The sequence below is a fragment of the Kitasatospora sp. NPDC057198 genome (assembly GCF_042670125.1).
Taxonomy (GTDB): domain Bacteria; phylum Actinomycetota; class Actinomycetes; order Streptomycetales; family Streptomycetaceae; genus Kitasatospora.
Genome location: NZ_JBHUWH010000038.1, coordinates 1 through 14983 on the forward strand (window position 1 = coordinate 1; position 14983 = coordinate 14983).

A 14983-nucleotide genomic window follows, 5' to 3' on the forward strand; every position below is an offset into this window, starting at 1 on the left:
GCTCACTCCCAGCGGAAGAACCGGGACGCGGCGGCCAGGCCCAGCACCGACCAGACGGCCAGGACGCCGAGGTCGGCCCAGGGCACGCCGCCGCCGAGCTGGAGGACCGAGCGCAGGCCGTCGGAGAGCGCCGAGATCGGCAGCAGCTCCAGCACCGGGCGCACCGCGTCCGGGAACTTCGACAGCGGGACGACCACCCCGCCGGCCAGCAGCAGTAGGACGAACACCAGGTTGGCGCCGGCCAGCGTGGCCTCCGCCCGCAGGGTGCCCGCCATCAGCAGGCCCAGGCCCGAGAACGCGGCGGTGCCCAGCACCAGCAGGAGCAGCACCGCCAGCGGGTTGCCGTGCGGCGACCAGCCGAGCGCCAGCGCGATGCCGGACAGCAGCAGCACCTGGAGCAGCTCGGTGACCAGCACGCAGCCGGTCTTCGCGGACAGCAGCGCCCAGCGCGGCAGCGGGGTGGCGCCCAGCCGCTTGAGCACGCCGTAGCGGCGCTCGAAGCCGGTGGCGATGGCCTGCCCGGTGAACGCGGTGGACATCACGGCCAGCGCCAGCAGGCCGGGGGCCAGGAAGTCGACCCGCTTGCCGGGGCCGTCCACGTCGACCACGTCGACCGCGGAGAACAGCACCAGCAGCACGGTCGGGATGACCATGGTGAGCAGCAGCTGCTCGCCGTTGCGCAGCAGCATCCTGGTCTCCAGGGCGGTCTGCGCGAGCAGCATCCGGCCGACCGGCGCGGCGCCGGGGCGGGGGGTGAGGTCGGTGGCGGTCATCGCAGTTCCCGTCCGGTCAGGTCGAGGAAGACGTCTTCGAGGCTGCGGCGCTGCACGGCGAGCCGGTCGGGCATCACACCCGCCTCGGCGCACCAGCCGGTGACGGCGGCCAGCAGGGCGGCGTCGAGCTCGGCCTCGACCCGGTAGGAGCCGGGGGAGGGCTCGGAGACGGCGGCCCGGTCGGGCAGCACCTTGCGCAGGGCGGCCAGGTCGAGGGCGGGCGGGCCGTCGAAGCGCAGCTGGGCCGCGGAGCCGCGCAGCTCGTCGGGGGAGCCCTGGGCGATCACCCGGCCGCGGTCGACGACCGCGACGTCGTCGGCGAGCTGCTCGGCCTCGTCCATCTGGTGGGTGGTGAGGACGACGGTGACGCCGGCGGCGCGCAGTTCGGTGACCAGCTCCCAGGTGGCGCGGCGGGCCTGCGGGTCGAGGCCGGCGGTGGGCTCGTCCAGGAAGACCAGTTCGGGGCGGCCGACCACGGCCATCGCCAGGGCGAGGCGCTGCTGCTGGCCGCCGGAGAGCCGGCGGTAGGGGGTGCGGCCGCAGGAGTCCAGGCCGAGGCGCTCGGCGAGCGGGCCGACCGGCAGCGGGTCGGCGTACAGCCTGGCGGTGTGCCGGAGCATTTCGAGGGCGCGCGCGCCGGCGTACACGCCCCCCGATTGGAGCATCACGCCGATCCGCGGCCGCAGCTGCCCGGACTGCGCCACCGGGTCCAGGCCGAGCACCCGGACGGTGCCCGCGTCCGGGCGGCGGTAGCCCTCGCAGGTCTCGATCGTGGTGGTCTTGCCCGCGCCGTTGGGGCCCAGCACCGCGGTGACGGTGCCCCGGGCGATGGCCAGGCTCAGCCCGTTCACGGCGGTCTTGTCGCCGTACCGCTTGACCAGTGCGGTCACCTCGACGGCGGGGTCTGCATGCATAGCGGCGAGTCTAGGAGCAGCTCACGGCCGGTTTCAGGTAAGGCTTGCCTTTCGTGATGGACGACACCGGTGAGGCGTGGGTCACGGCTTGTTTCCGCCCGGCGAATTACGCAACAATCGTGTTGTGAAAAACATCCGCGAGCACGAAGCCCAGCACCGGGAGCCCGACGCTCCCGGCTGTGCCGTGCCCGCGACGGCGGCGGAGGCCCTCCCCGAGGGCCACCGGGCGACCCGGGACCGGGTCGCCCGCTCGATCCTGGACCACGGCCCGTCCTCGGCCGCCGACCTGGCCAACCGCCTCGGCCTGACCCCCGCGGCCGTCCGCCGCCACCTGGACGGCCTGGCCGCCGCCGGGCTGGTCGACGCCCGCGAGCAGCGGGTCTACGGCAGCCGCGGCCGCGGCCGCCCGGCCAAGGTGTTCGCCCTCACCGACAGCGGCCGCAGCGCCTTCTACCAGGCGTACGACCAGCTCGCCGCCGACGCGCTGCGCTGGATCTCGGAGACGGCCGGCGGCGGCAGCGCGGGCGAGGAGGCGGTCGCCGCCTTCGCCCGCGCCCGGCTCGCCAGGCAGGGCGAGCGCTACCAGGACGCCCTGGAGGCGGCGGGTGCCGAGCAGCGCGCCGAGGCGCTGGCCGAGGCGCTCAGCGCCGACGGGTACGCTGCCACGGTGCGGCGCGTCCCGCCCGCCGCCGCCGCGCCCGCCGCTCCGGCCGGCGCGCAGCTCTGCCAGCACCACTGCCCGGTCGCGCACATCGCCGAGCAGTTCCCGCAGCTCTGCGAGGCGGAGACCGAGGTGTTCTCGCAGCTCCTCGGCACCCATGTGCAACGGCTGGCCACCATCGCCCACGGCGACGGGGTCTGCACCACGTATGTGCCGGCATCCGGTGCCGCACCGTCGCCCGTCCGGGCGCCCGGTGCCGTGCCGACTGCCGGTACGTCCCCCATCGAAAACGGCTCGTCCGCGCGGAGGAACCTCGCATGACTGACATCGCACACCCCGAGCTCGAAGGTCTCGGCACGTACGAGTACGGCTGGGCCGACTCGGACACCGCCGGGGCCGCCGCCAAGCGCGGCCTGAGCGAGGCGGTCGTCCGCGACATCTCGGCGAAGAAGAACGAGTCCGAGTGGATGCTCGACCTTCGCCTCAAGGGCCTCAAGCTGTTCGGCAAGAAGCCCATGCCGACCTGGGGCTCCGACCTGTCGGGCATCGACTTCGACAACATCAAGTACTTCGTGCGCTCGACCGAGAAGCAGGCCGAGTCCTGGGAGGACCTGCCCGCCGACATCAAGGCGACGTACGACAAGCTCGGCATCCCGGAGGCGGAGAAGCAGCGCCTGGTGGCCGGCGTCGCCGCCCAGTACGAGTCCGAGGTCGTCTACCACCAGATCCGCGAGGACCTGGAGGAGCAGGGCGTCATCTTCCTGGACACCGACACCGCGCTCAAGGAGCACCCGGAGCTCTTCAAGGAGTACTTCGGCACCGTCATCCCGGCCGGCGACAACAAGTTCGCCGCGCTGAACACCGCGGTGTGGTCCGGCGGCTCGTTCATCTACGTGCCGAAGGGCGTGCACGTGGACATCCCGCTGCAGGCGTACTTCCGGATCAACACCGAGAACATGGGCCAGTTCGAGCGGACGCTGATCATCGTCGACGAGGACGCCTACGTCCACTACGTCGAGGGCTGCACCGCGCCGATCTACTCCTCGGACTCGCTGCACTCCGCGGTGGTCGAGATCATCGTCAAGAAGGGCGGCCGCTGCCGCTACACGACCATCCAGAACTGGTCGAACAACGTCTACAACCTGGTCACCAAGCGCGCCGTGGCGTACGAGGGCGCGACCATGGAGTGGATCGACGGCAACATCGGCTCCAAGGTCACCATGAAGTACCCGGCCGTCTACCTGATGGGCGAGCACGCCAAGGGCGAGACCCTCTCCATCGCCTTCGCGGGCGAGGGCCAGCACCAGGACGCCGGCGCGAAGATGGTCCACATGGCGCCGAACACCTCCTCGCACATCGTCTCCAAGTCGGTGGCGCGCGGCGGCGGCCGCACCTCCTACCGCGGCCTGATCGAGATCGGCGAGGGCTCGCACGGCGCCAAGTCGAACGTGCTGTGCGACGCGCTGCTGGTGGACACGGTCTCCCGCTCGGACACCTACCCGTACGTGGACGTCCGCGAGGACGACGTGTCGATGGGCCACGAGGCGACCGTCTCCAAGGTCTCCGAGGACCAGCTCTTCTACCTGATGAGCCGCGGCCTGAGCGAGACCGAGGCGATGGCGATGATCGTGCGCGGCTTCGTCGAGCCGATCGCCCGCGAGCTGCCGATGGAGTACGCGCTGGAGCTGAACCGGCTGATCGAGCTGCAGATGGAGGGCGCGGTCGGCTGACGCGCCGTCAGCCCCGCCGCCCGTCGACCATTCCCGAAAGAGAGCAACACGAACAGCCATGGCTGAGCAGAACACCCCCGGCTCCACCACCGCCGGCTCGATCGAGGTCGGCACCGCCGGCGCCGGCGCGCAGCTCGCCGGTCCGGGCACCGGACGCGACACCGTCCGGCAGCCGATCGACGCCCGGGTCGCCGTCAAGCCGTCCTTCGACGTCGACGACTTCCCGGTGCCCACCGGCCGCGAGGAGGACTGGCGGTTCACCCCGCTGCACCGCCTCGGCGGGCTGCACGACGGCAAGGCGCTCGAAGCGGCCAAGGGCGAGGACAAGATCGAGCTGGGCCTGCCGGAGGGCGTCACCTCCGAGCTGGTCGGCCGGGACGACCCCCGGGTCGGCAAGGCCGGCACCCCGGTGGACCGGGTCGCCGCGCAGGCGTTCAGCGCCTTCGGGCAGGCTCTGGTGGTGACCGTCCCCAAGGAGACGGCGCTCACCGAGCCGGTCCGGATCGACGTGCACGGCGAGGGCGGCACCGCCTTCGCGCACCTGGTGGTCGAGGTCAAGCCGTTCGCCGAGGCCGTCGTGGTGCTGAACCACACCGGCACCGGCACCCGGGCCGCCAACGTCGACCTGCTGGTCGGCGACGGCGCCAAGCTGACCTTCGTCTCCGTCCAGGACTGGGAGCGGGACGCGGTGCACGTCGCCCAGCAGAACGCGCTGGTCGGCCGGGACGCCTCGTTCAAGTCGGTGGTCGTCACCTTCGGCGGCGACGTGGTGCGCCTGCACCCGCGGGTCAACTACGCGGCCCCCGGCGGCGAGGCCGAGCTGTTCGGCCTGTACTTCGCGGACGCCGGGCAGCACCTCGAGCACCGCCTGGTGATCGACCACGACACCCCGCACTGCCGCTCCAACGTCGCCTACAAGGGCGCCCTCCAGGGCCAGGACGCGCACGCGGTGTGGATCGGCGACGTGCTGATCCGCGCGGCCGCGCTCGGCACCGACACCTACGAGCTCAACCGCAACCTGGTGCTCACCGACGGCGCCCGGGTCGACTCCGTCCCGAACCTGGAGATCGAGACCGGCGAGATCGTCGGCGCCGGCCACGCCTCCGCCACCGGCCGCTTCGACGACGAGCAGCTGTTCTACCTGCAGTCCCGCGGCATCCCGGCCGACGAGGCCCGCCGCCTGGTGGTGCGCGGCTTCTTCGCCGAGCTGGTCCAGCAGATCGGCGTCGCCGAGATCCAGGACCGGCTGCTGGAGAAGATCGAGGCCGAGCTGGAAGAGACCGTGGCATGAGCTACGTCCGCGCCTGCGCGCTGAGCGTCCTGCAGGAGGACGTGCCCAAGAAGGTCGAGCTGAACGGCGTCCCGGTGGCGATCGTCCGGACCGACGAGGGCGTGTTCGCCATCAACGACACCTGCTCGCACGCCAACGTCTCGCTGTCCGAGGGCGAGGTCGAGGACTGCATGATCGAGTGCTGGCTGCACGGCTCCAGCTTCGACCTGCGCACCGGCAAGCCGTCCGGGCTGCCCGCGACCAGGCCGGTCGCCGTCTACCCCGTAAAGATCGAAGGGGACGATGTGCTCGTCTCCGTCAACCAGGAGAACTGAGTACCCCATGGCAACGCTTGAAATCCGCGACCTGCACGTCTCCGTCAACGCTGAGGGCGGCCCGCGGGAGATCCTGCGCGGCGTCGACCTGACGGTCAAGCAGGGCGAGACCCACGCGATCATGGGTCCGAACGGCTCCGGCAAGTCGACCCTGGCCTACTCGCTGGCCGGCCACCCCAAGTACACCGTCACCGGCGGCCAGGTGCTGCTGGACGGCGAGGACGTGCTGGAGATGTCCGTCGACGAGCGCGCCCGGGCCGGCCTGTTCCTGGCCATGCAGTACCCGGTCGAGGTGCCCGGCGTCTCGGTCTCCAACTTCCTGCGCACCGCCGCCACCGCCGTCCGCGGCGAGGCCCCCAAGCTGCGGCTGTGGGTCAAGGAGGTCAAGGAGGCGATGGCCGCCCTCTCGATGGACCCGGCGTTCGCCGAGCGCAACGTCAACGAGGGCTTCTCCGGCGGCGAGAAGAAGCGCCACGAGATCCTCCAGCTGGAGCTGCTCAAGCCGAAGATCGCCATCCTCGACGAGACCGACTCCGGCCTGGACGTCGACGCGCTGCGGATCGTCTCCGAGGGCATCAACCGGGTCCGCTCCGGCGGCGAGGTCGGCACCCTGCTGGTCACCCACTACACCCGCATCCTGCGCTACATCAAGCCCGACTACGTGCACGTCTTCGCGGGCGGCAAGATCGTCGAGTCCGGCGGCGCCGAGCTCGCCGACAAGCTGGAGGAAGAGGGCTACGAGAGCTACGTGAAGGGCGGCGCTTCAGAGTGACCCATCCCCATCTGACCGGACTGCTGGACACCGACGCCATCCGCAAGGACTTCCCCGTCCTGTCGCGGCAGCTGCACGACGGCAAGCCCCTGGTGTACCTGGACAACGCGGCGACCTCGCAGAAGCCGCGCCAGGTGCTGGACGCGCTGAACGCCTACTACGAGCAGCACAACGCCAACGTCCACCGCGGCGTGCACGTGCTCGCCGAGGAGGCCACCGCGCTGTACGAGGGCGCCCGGGACAAGGTCGCGGCCTTCGTCAACGCGCCCAGCCGCAACGAGGTGATCTTCACCAAGAACGCCTCCGAGTCGCTCAACCTCGTGGCGAACATGCTGGGTTGGGCCGAGGAGCCGTACAAGGTCGACGCCGACTCGGAGATCGTGATCACCGAGATGGAGCACCACTCCAACATCGTGCCGTGGCAGCTGCTCGCGCAGCGCACCGGCGCGAAGCTGAAGTGGTTCTCGCTCACCGACGAGGGCCGGCTCGACCTGTCGAACATCGACGAGCTGATCACCGAGAAGACGAAGATCGTCTCGGTGACGCTGGTCTCCAACCTGCTGGGCACCGTCAACCCGGTGGACGCCATCGTCCGCAAGGCGCAGTCGGTCGGCGCGCTGGTCTGCGTCGACGCCTCGCAGGCCGCCCCGCACGCCGTGCTCGACGTGCAGGCGCTGGAGGCCGACTTCGTCGCCTTCACCGGCCACAAGATGCTCGCCCCGACCGGCATCGGCGTGCTGTGGGGACGGCAGGAGCTCCTCGAGGACCTCCCGCCGTTCCTCGGCGGCGGCGAGATGATCGAGACCGTCACCATGGGCTCGTCCACCTACGCCCCCGCGCCGCACAAGTTCGAGGCCGGCACCCCGCCGATCGCCCAGGCCGTCGGCCTCGGCGCCGCCATCGACTACCTGTCGGCGATCGGCATGGACAAGGTCGCCGCGCACGAGCACGCGATCACCGCCTACGCCATCGAGCGCCTGAACGAGGTGCCCGACCTGCGGATCATCGGCCCGCGCACGGCCGTCGACCGCGGTGCGGCGATCTCCTTCACGCTCGGCGACATCCACCCGCACGACGTCGGCCAGGTCCTCGACGAGCAGGGCATCGCGGTCCGGGTCGGCCACCACTGCGCGCGGCCGGTCTGCCTGCGGTACGGAATTCCGGCGACCACCAGGGCGTCGTTCTACCTGTACTCCACGCCCGGCGAGGTGGACGCGCTGATCGACGGCCTCCACCACGTACGCAACTTCTTCGGCTGAGGTGGCTGCCATGAAGCTCGACTCGATGTACCAGGAGATCATCCTGGACCACTACCGCAACCCCCACGGCAAGGGGCTGCGGGACGGCGACGCCGAGGTGCACCACGTCAACCCCACCTGCGGCGACGAGATCACCCTGCGGGTGCGGCTCGACGGCGCGACCGTCGCCGACGTCTCCTACGACTCGCAGGGCTGCTCGATCAGCCAGGCGTCCGCCTCCGTGCTCAACGACCTGGTGGTCGGCAAGCCGGTCGGCGAGGCCCAGCGGATCCAGGAGGCGTTCCTCGAACTGATGCAGAGCAAGGGCCAGTCCGAGGGCGACGAGGACCTGCTGGAGGACGCCGTCGCCTTCGCCGGGGTCTCCAAGTACCCGGCCCGGGTCAAGTGCGCCCTGCTCAGCTGGATGGCCTGGAAGGACGCCACCGCCAAGGCGCTCGGCGGCCGGCCCGAGATCACCACCGACTGACGCCCGTTAGGACAATGGATTCATGAGCGAGAACGAGACGGCCGTGGAGGCCGCCGAGTCCCCCGCCGCGGAGGCTCCCGCCACGGAGGCCCCCGCCGCCGAGGCGTCCGACAGCCCGGGTGCGTTCACCAGCGCGGGGACGGTCTCCACCGAGGACCTCATGGAGGCCCTGATGGACGTCGTCGACCCCGAACTGGGCATCGACGTCGTCAACCTCGGCCTGATCTACGGCCTGCACATCGACGAGGACGACACCGCCACCGTCGACATGACGCTGACCTCGGCGGCCTGCCCGCTCACCGACGTCATCGAGGACCAGGCCCGCACCGCCACCGACGGCCTGGTCAAGGACCTGCGGATCAACTGGGTCTGGATGCCGCCGTGGGGCCCCGACAAGATCACCGACGAGGGCCGCGACCAGCTGCGCGCGCTCGGCTTCAACGTCTGAGCACACCTCAGGACGTCGCACAGGGGCGGGAACCTCCGGGTTCCCGCCCCTTCGCGTGGATCCCGCCGCTCCGGGCCGAACTACACTGCGTGGCCATGGACGTCGGGGCAGGCTGCGGGCAGCCGGACTGGGCCGCGCTGGCCGAGCGCCACGAGCGCGCGCAGCGGCGGCGCGGACGGCTGCGGCTCGCCGGGGCGGCGGCCGGGGTGGCCGTCCTCCTCGGCGGGGGCGGCGCGGCCCTGCTCGGCCGGACGGCGGACGGGAGGGACGGCGGCCGGGCGGTGGCGGTCGCCGGGACGGGCACGCCTGCGGCCACCGGCTCCGCGGCGCCCTTGCCGCGGCCCGCTCCGGAGGTCCCGGCACCGGCTCCGACCCCCGCGGCTGCGTCTCCTTCGGCCACGCCACCGGCTACGGCTGCGGTACCGGCTGCGGCACGGGCCGCGGCCAAGGCGCCGGCCCCGGCCCCGGCCGGGAAGCGCTCCGATCCCACCGTGGGGGCCGACGGGCCCGCCCGGGCGGCCGGTTCGGCTCCGCCCGCCGACCCGCGCGGTGCCGTCCCCGACGCGGACGCCGGGTGGGCGCTGGAGATCGCCGGCTCCGCGGTGGACGACGTGCTGCGGCTCGGAGGGGCGGGAGATCCGCGGCACCGGCAGCCGCGCCTGCCCTGACGTCCCGCCGGAGCATCCGGCGGGGCATCCGCCGGGGCACCCGACGGAGCGTCAATCCCGCCTGCGCCACCGGCGGGTGAACGGCCGGTCCGTCGCCGGACGGCGGGGCGGGGGCGCCGCCGGCGTCGACACGACGCGCGCCTGTGCCGCCCGCCCGCTCACCGGCGCCGTCGATGACCTGCGGACGACGACCGGCCGCGGGTCGGGAGGCCCGGCGGGGGCGGGGCTCCGGGCTCCCGGCCCCGCTCGTTCCGGCGTTCCGGACTCGAACTTGACTGCGGCTCCATGAGTTTCGGGGCGGGCGGCGGACAGCCGGACTGGGCGGCGATGGCCGAGGAGCACGAGCGCGCGGACCGGCGCCGCAGGCGGCTCCGGATCGCGGGGGCGGCCGCCGGCGCGGTCCTGCTGATCGGCGGCGGCAGCGCGGCGGTGGCCGCCCTGACGGGCGGCGGGAGCGGTGGGAGCGGCGGGGGCGGCGAACCGCGGCCCGGCACCCCGGCGGCGGCCCCCGCCGCCGACACCGTCGAGCTCGGGACACCGGCCGCCTCCCCCTCCGCCTCCCCTTCCGTCCCCGCCTCCGCCTCCGCTTCCGCCTCGGCCCCCGTTCCGCCGCCGGCCTCCGCCTCCGCCTCCGTCCGGGCCTCGGCCGGGACGCGCCCCGGCCCGGCCCCGACCGTCACCGTCACCGCCGCGCCCACCGGAGCGGCGAGCCAGACCCCGGTGGCCGACCTGCGCGGCGGCATCCTGAACGCCAACAGCGGCAAGGCCCTGGAGATCGCCGACTCCGTCACCGCCGACGGCGGCCGGGCCCAGCAGTGGACGTACTCCTCGAACCCCACCATGCAGTGGGTGATGCACAGCACCGCGGGCGGCTGGGAGATCCGCAACGCCAACAGTGGCAAGTGCCTGGAGATCCCCGGCGGCTCCACCGCCGACGGCGCCCACGCCCAGCAGCGCACCTGCGACGCCTCCGCCGCCCAGCGCTGGGAGCTGCGCGAGGGTGGCAGCGGCGGCCGGATGCTGGTCAACCGCAACAGCGGCAAGTGCCTGGAGGTCGAGAACTCCAGCAAGGACGACGGCGCCACCGTCCAGCAGTGGACCTGCCACCCGAGCATGGCCAACATGGCCTGGAAGATCTGACGCCCCGCCCGGCGGACCGGGCGGGGCGGCGGGCCGTCAGGGCGTGCGGCGCAGGACGGCGGCGGCCAGGGCGAGGGCGGCGGTGGCGGCGGCGAGGGCGAAACCGGTGACGGCGGGGAGCAGGCCGCAGGCGCGGACCAGGGCGCCGACGGCGATGATCGGGGCGGAGGAGCCGAGGTAGACGATCACCCAGAGGGCGGAGAGCTCGCTGCCGCGGCGGGCCGGGTCGAGGGCGGCGACGGCGGCGGTGAACAGTGAGCGGAAGGCGATGCCCTGGCAGGCGCCGGCCAGCACGCTGCCGACGAAGAGCAGGGCGGGCGTGCCGGTGGCGGCGGCCAGGGTGAGCAGGCCGAGGCCGGCGGCCAGGCCGGTCAGGCCGGCGGCGACCACCACCCGGTCGGAGGTCGGCGGGACGAGCAGCTGGGCGGCTGCCGAGGAGCCGAGCAGCAGCGCGGCGACGGCCGCGCCCGCCATCGGGGAGCGGGTGTGCAGCAGGGTGGCGGAGAAGGCGGGGGCGAGCGCCAGGTAGACGCCGAAGACCGCGTACGAGAGGAAGCCGGCGCCGGCGGCGAGCAGGAACTCGCGGCGCCCGGTGCGGGGCAGCCGCAGCCGCTGGGGCCGCAGCTGGGTGGGGGTGGTGACGCGCGGCGGGGAGGCCGGGGGCCGGTGCGGGCCGGGCATCCGGGGGTGCACCAGGGCGAGCGGCACGCACAGCGCGAGCAGCGCGACGGCGTGCGGCAGGAACGGGCCGAGCAGCGGCCGTGCCCCGCTGGTGAGCGCGGCGCCGACCAGCGGGCCGAGGGCGACGCCGCCCGCCGAGCAGGCCAGGGTGAGTTTGGCGGCCAGGGTGGGGCGGTCGGGCAGCAGGTCGCCGAGGGCGGCGCCGGCCGCGCCGGTGGACAGGCCGACCGCGACGCCCTGGACGGCCCGCCCGGCGGCCAGCTGCCAGAACGATCCGGCGGTGGCGAAGACGGCGTCCCCGGCGGCGGCCAGGGCGACCGCGGGCAGGATCAGGGCGCGCCGCCCGAGGTGGTCGGACCAGTGGCCGACCGCGGCGAGCACCGGGACGAGCGCGAACACGTAGACGGTGAACAGGACGGTGGTGTCCAGCGGGCTCAGTCCGAGGCGCTGCTGGAGCACCGGGTAGAGCGGGGTGGCGAGGTTGGCGCCGATCAGCATCAGCAGCAGGGCGGCGGCCACCAGGCCGACCCGGATGCCGCGCAGCGCGTTCCAGCGGCTGATCGCGGAGAGCTGGAGCTGCTTGCGGGGCGCGAGTTCCAGCGGAAGCAGGGCCTCCGACAGTCGGCGGCCGGCGTACTGGGCGGTGCCCAGGCCGGGGCCGGCGGGGGAGAGGTCCGCCATGGCAGGGGTCTCCTGTGGCAAGGCACCACAGGGCGTCGCCGGACCAGGGTGTGGCGGCGCGGCCCGGACGGTGCGGGTGTGCACGTGGTACGGGGAGCCGGAGCGCCGTCGCTCCGGGTTCCGGGGGCGCGCGCGGGGGTGGTGCGCGTCGCCCACCGAAGGATACGCGGCCGCGGGCACTCGTTCGGACGCACCGCCCCACTCGTTCGGGCGGACGACACCGCAGCTCAGGCGTTCGTCCCCGGCGGCCGATACGCTGGGTTGACGGGCCGACACGCACGGCCCGCGCCGCCGCTCCCCGCGTCCGCCGCCCCGGGCGGGCCGCCCACCGGACGGCGGTGCCCTGCGACCCACCCGGGAGAGCGCGCGCGATGGCCGGACGTAGCCGTAACACCCCTGACCAGCAGCCGTCCGAGGCCGAAGGTCTGCTGCCCGCCGACTACGACCTCGCCGACCTGTACGGCGCGCAGAGCGGCGACGAGGACCCGGACGACACGGCCGTCCTGATCCCGCCGATCGACCTCCCGTCGGACGCCGAACTGGCGGCCGCCGCGCTCGCCGTCCCGCTGATCTCCCGGGTGATCGCGCTGGCCCGCTGGATCGCCCCGCACCGGGCGGTCGACGAGCACGGCGACCTCGGCCCGGAGGACCGCGTCCGGGCGGCCCGGATGCTCGGCGCCGAGGACCCGGACGAGGACGAGGTGGTCGAGGCGATGCGGGCCTGGGCGCTGGCCTGCGACCTCGACCTGGTGGAGACCGGCACCACCGACGACGGCGCGCACGTCGCCATCCCCGGCCCCGACCTGGACGCGGTCGAGGCGGGCGAGCCCGCCGCCGTCCTGGGCCTGTGGTTCGAGGCCGCGGAGCTGGTGCGCGAGCTGGCCGCGGAGGCCGAGTCGGTCGACCCCGAGGTGGTCGAGGGCGGCGGGAGCGACGACTCCGAGGGCCTGGCGGAGGTCGAGGACGCCCGCGAGCAGGCCGCCGAGATCCTCGACGAGGCGCTGCACGTCCTGTACGAGACCACCGCGTTCGCCGAGCCCGGCGCCGAGACCGTCCCGCTGGGCGTGCTCGCCGCGCTGCTGGTCGTCCCGGACGGGCAGGAACCCGACGAGGAGATGCTCGGCGAGATCACCGACCTGATGGTCGTCCTGGACCCGATGCTCGGCGACCTCGCCGAACTCGGCCTGGTCGAGCACCGGCCGATCGACCCCGACCTGTTCGAGGAGGGGTCCGGGGAGGGGGAGGGCGCGGAGGCCGCCGAACCGGTGGACACCGACCGGCCGCTCACCGAGGAGGACGCCGCCCGCTTCGGCACCGTCCGGCTCACCCCGCTCGGCCAGTACGCGGTGCGCGAGTGGCTGCTCGCCGACGGCTACGACGCCCCGCTGATCGGCGACCTCGCCGACCGGGACGGGCCCGCGCTGCTGCGCGCCCTCGCCGAGAACGGGCAGCTGTTCGCCGAGCCCGAGCTCAAGAACTGGGTGGCCGCCCGCGCCCCGCTGGACGCCGCCCGCGAACTGCTGTCCGGCGCCCGCGGCCGGGACGTGCAGTCGCCCGTCCGCCGCTACTACTGCGTGCTCGGCCTCGGCGAGATCGGCCAGGACGCCGCGCCGGCGGTCGCCGAGGTGGTCGACGACCCCGAGCTGGGCGGGCTGGCCCGCGAGTGGCTGCGGGCCCGCGGCGCGGACGTCGCGGCGGCCGAGCGGGAGGTGGCGCTCTGGCGGGTGGTCGACTCGATGGCGGCCGTCCTGCTGATCACCGCGGGCGAGGGCGGGCGGCTGCAGGCACTGGTCGCGGACCTGCCGGTGACCGACAACCCGGCCAGCTACTTCGGCGAGGTCTGGCGGGTGCCGCACCCCATGACGGTGGAGGTGCTGGAGGCCGTCGGCGAACTGCACCTGGACCGCAAGGTCGCCAAGGAGGCCCGGCGCGCCGCGGTCAGGGCCCGCTCGCTGCGGGCGCAAGGGTAGGGGAGCGGACCCGGCCGCGTCCGCCTGATGGCTCGACAGGTTCGTTGGGCCGTAAGGTAAGGCGGCGTTGGAGTGGCGAGCGGCCGGGGGTGCGGCGAGGGATGAAGTGGCAGCGCACGGGCGGGGCCCGGGACCTCGAAGCGGTGTACACGGATCAGGAGGCGTACGGCCGGCAGTTGCTGGCCCGGGCCGACTTCCCGGTGTTCGGGTGGGCGCACCCGGCCGGCGGGGTCCCCGGGTGGGACGTGCTGGCCTCCTACGAGGTCCGCGACGGGGAACTGGAGTCGGTGGAGACCAGGTCCGGTGACTGGAGCTCGCCGCAGGGCCCGTACGTGACGGTGCGCACGCACCGGCCCGGGGCCGAGCAGGCCGGGCCGCTGCCCGACCTGGAGGACGCGGTCGAGGACGAGCGCGACCGGGTCTACGAGCACCTGGGCGTCGACGAGGGCGACACCGCCGGGCGGGTCCGGGCGCTGCGCGAGTGGATCACCGTGGACGGCGAGCCGTACGCGGTGCAGGTCCACGAGGACTCGCGGACCGCCGCCGGCCACGGCACGGTGTGGGCCGGCCGGCTGCGGGTGGCCGGGGCCACGGTGACGGTGATCGGACGCGGCGTCCTGCCCGGATCGGTGGAACTGCGCCGGATCTCCGACTTCGAGCGGTACATCGCCGGCCGGACGGCGATGCTGCGGCAGGTCGCCGCGCTGCGGGCGGACCGCCGGCCCGCCGCGGCCGAGCCGGAACCCGCCGAGCTGGGCCTGCGGGCGCACCGCGAACTCGTCGAGCAGGCCGTCGAACGCACCGGCGCGATGCTCGCGCAGCAGCGCGCCGGGCGCTCGGCCCGGCTGCCCCGGCACCTGCGCGGCGAGGAACGGCGGACCCGCTGGGAGACGGTGGTGCGGCAGCAGATGCGGCTGGCCTCGGAGACCCGGGAGGAGGCCGACGAGGCGGTCACCTCGATGGTCAACCACCTGAGCCGGCTCGCCTTCCACGCGGAGTGGGTGAGCGGCACCGCCGAGGGCGCGGCCGCCGTGGAGGAGGTCGTCCGGTACACGGCGTTCGCCAGCGAGGTGCCGAGCCTGCCCGCGCAGCGCGCCTGGGAGCGGCTGTGGGCGGGCGGCACGCCCGAACTGCCGTCCGGGACGGAGGAAGCCTGGCTGACCGCCTGGGAGCAGTGGCGGGTCGAGCGCACCCAGCACCGGGCGCGGCGGTAGG

At 74.0% G+C, this 14983-nt stretch carries 15 protein-coding genes; 12 read left to right on the forward strand and 3 right to left on the reverse strand.

Annotated features, from left to right (window positions below; genetic code table 11):
* Window positions 1-2: 2 nt before the first annotated feature.
* Both ACFUEL_RS07105 and ACFUEL_RS07110 read right to left on the reverse strand, forming a co-directional pair.
* A complete protein-coding gene (locus ACFUEL_RS07105) occupies window positions 3-773 on the reverse strand; it encodes an ABC transporter permease (protein WP_380235019.1) in 771 nt (256 codons plus the stop codon).
* Complete coding sequence (locus ACFUEL_RS07110) at window positions 770-1687, reverse strand: ABC transporter ATP-binding protein (protein ID WP_380235021.1); 918 nt, start codon at window positions 1685-1687, stop codon at window positions 770-772. The genes ACFUEL_RS07105 and ACFUEL_RS07110 overlap by 4 nt, the downstream gene beginning before the upstream one ends.
* Before the next feature lie 124 nt (window positions 1688-1811).
* Between ACFUEL_RS07110 and ACFUEL_RS07115 the strand changes: the two genes are divergently transcribed.
* The 10 genes from ACFUEL_RS07115 to ACFUEL_RS07160 all read left to right on the forward strand — a co-directional run bounded on the left by ACFUEL_RS07115 (window position 1812) and on the right by ACFUEL_RS07160 (window position 10436).
* Complete coding sequence (locus tag ACFUEL_RS07115; RefSeq protein WP_380235023.1) at window positions 1812-2669, forward strand: helix-turn-helix transcriptional regulator; 858 nt, start codon at window positions 1812-1814, stop codon at window positions 2667-2669.
* Window positions 2666-4078 (forward strand): Fe-S cluster assembly protein SufB, encoded by a 1413-nt coding sequence (gene sufB, locus ACFUEL_RS07120; RefSeq protein WP_380235024.1) that lies wholly within the window; start codon window positions 2666-2668, stop codon window positions 4076-4078. The genes ACFUEL_RS07115 and sufB overlap by 4 nt, the downstream gene beginning before the upstream one ends.
* A 58-nt stretch (window positions 4079-4136) precedes the next feature.
* Entirely contained in the window at window positions 4137-5369 is a 1233-nt protein-coding gene (gene sufD, locus ACFUEL_RS07125; RefSeq protein ID WP_380235025.1) for a Fe-S cluster assembly protein SufD, read from the forward strand.
* Entirely contained in the window at window positions 5366-5683 is a 318-nt protein-coding gene (locus tag ACFUEL_RS07130; RefSeq protein ID WP_033252501.1) for a non-heme iron oxygenase ferredoxin subunit, read from the forward strand. The genes sufD and ACFUEL_RS07130 overlap by 4 nt, the downstream gene beginning before the upstream one ends.
* 7 nt (window positions 5684-5690) lie before the next feature.
* Entirely contained in the window at window positions 5691-6455 is a 765-nt protein-coding gene (sufC, locus tag ACFUEL_RS07135) for a Fe-S cluster assembly ATPase SufC (protein WP_380235026.1), read from the forward strand.
* The gene (locus ACFUEL_RS07140; protein WP_380235028.1) at window positions 6452-7714 is read left to right on the forward strand and encodes a cysteine desulfurase; all 1263 of its coding nucleotides are present in this window, start codon (window positions 6452-6454) and stop codon (window positions 7712-7714) included. The genes sufC and ACFUEL_RS07140 overlap by 4 nt, the downstream gene beginning before the upstream one ends.
* 10 nt (window positions 7715-7724) lie before the next feature.
* Window positions 7725-8180, forward strand: coding sequence for a Fe-S cluster assembly sulfur transfer protein SufU (gene sufU / locus ACFUEL_RS07145; protein ID WP_380235029.1), 456 nt, complete (start codon window positions 7725-7727; stop codon window positions 8178-8180).
* A 160-nt stretch (window positions 8181-8340) separates the two neighbouring features.
* A complete protein-coding gene (locus ACFUEL_RS07150) occupies window positions 8341-8628 on the forward strand; it encodes a metal-sulfur cluster assembly factor (protein WP_051055973.1) in 288 nt (95 codons plus the stop codon).
* A 95-nt stretch (window positions 8629-8723) separates the two neighbouring features.
* Window positions 8724-9296, forward strand: coding sequence for a hypothetical protein (locus ACFUEL_RS07155; protein WP_380235030.1), 573 nt, complete (start codon window positions 8724-8726; stop codon window positions 9294-9296).
* A 285-nt stretch (window positions 9297-9581) separates the two neighbouring features.
* Window positions 9582-10436 (forward strand): RICIN domain-containing protein, encoded by an 855-nt coding sequence (locus tag ACFUEL_RS07160; protein ID WP_380235031.1) that lies wholly within the window; start codon window positions 9582-9584, stop codon window positions 10434-10436.
* 36 nt (window positions 10437-10472) lie between these two features.
* Here the strand turns inward: ACFUEL_RS07160 and ACFUEL_RS07165 are convergent, their stop codons facing one another.
* Window positions 10473-11798, reverse strand: a complete 1326-nt coding sequence (locus ACFUEL_RS07165; RefSeq protein WP_380235032.1) for an MFS transporter — start codon at window positions 11796-11798, stop codon at window positions 10473-10475.
* A gap of 371 nt (window positions 11799-12169) precedes the next feature.
* Between ACFUEL_RS07165 and ACFUEL_RS07170 the strand changes: the two genes are divergently transcribed.
* Window positions 12170-13768, forward strand: a complete 1599-nt coding sequence (locus ACFUEL_RS07170) for a hypothetical protein (RefSeq protein WP_380235033.1) — start codon at window positions 12170-12172, stop codon at window positions 13766-13768.
* Between the two features lie 101 nt (window positions 13769-13869).
* Entirely contained in the window at window positions 13870-14982 is a 1113-nt protein-coding gene (locus tag ACFUEL_RS07175; RefSeq protein WP_380235035.1) for a hypothetical protein, read from the forward strand.
* The last annotated feature ends 1 nt before the right edge of the window (window position 14983 follow it).

Coding starts and splice junctions, on each gene's coding strand:
- ACFUEL_RS07105 (WP_380235019.1), bottom strand. CDS start 773: ATGACCGCCACCGACCTCACCCCCCGCCCCGGCGCCGCGCCGGTCGGC.
- ACFUEL_RS07110 (WP_380235021.1), bottom strand. CDS start 1,687: ATGCATGCAGACCCCGCCGTCGAGGTGACCGCACTGGTCAAGCGGTAC.
- sufB (WP_380235024.1), top strand. CDS start 2,666: ATGACTGACATCGCACACCCCGAGCTCGAAGGTCTCGGCACGTACGAG.
- sufD (WP_380235025.1), top strand. CDS start 4,137: ATGGCTGAGCAGAACACCCCCGGCTCCACCACCGCCGGCTCGATCGAG.
- ACFUEL_RS07130 (WP_033252501.1), top strand. CDS start 5,366: ATGAGCTACGTCCGCGCCTGCGCGCTGAGCGTCCTGCAGGAGGACGTG.
- sufC (WP_380235026.1), top strand. CDS start 5,691: ATGGCAACGCTTGAAATCCGCGACCTGCACGTCTCCGTCAACGCTGAG.
- sufU (WP_380235029.1), top strand. CDS start 7,725: ATGAAGCTCGACTCGATGTACCAGGAGATCATCCTGGACCACTACCGC.
- ACFUEL_RS07150 (WP_051055973.1), top strand. CDS start 8,341: ATGGAGGCCCTGATGGACGTCGTCGACCCCGAACTGGGCATCGACGTC.
- ACFUEL_RS07155 (WP_380235030.1), top strand. CDS start 8,724: ATGGACGTCGGGGCAGGCTGCGGGCAGCCGGACTGGGCCGCGCTGGCC.
- ACFUEL_RS07160 (WP_380235031.1), top strand. CDS start 9,582: ATGAGTTTCGGGGCGGGCGGCGGACAGCCGGACTGGGCGGCGATGGCC.
- ACFUEL_RS07165 (WP_380235032.1), bottom strand. CDS start 11,798: ATGGCGGACCTCTCCCCCGCCGGCCCCGGCCTGGGCACCGCCCAGTAC.
- ACFUEL_RS07170 (WP_380235033.1), top strand. CDS start 12,170: ATGGCCGGACGTAGCCGTAACACCCCTGACCAGCAGCCGTCCGAGGCC.
- ACFUEL_RS07175 (WP_380235035.1), top strand. CDS start 13,870: ATGAAGTGGCAGCGCACGGGCGGGGCCCGGGACCTCGAAGCGGTGTAC.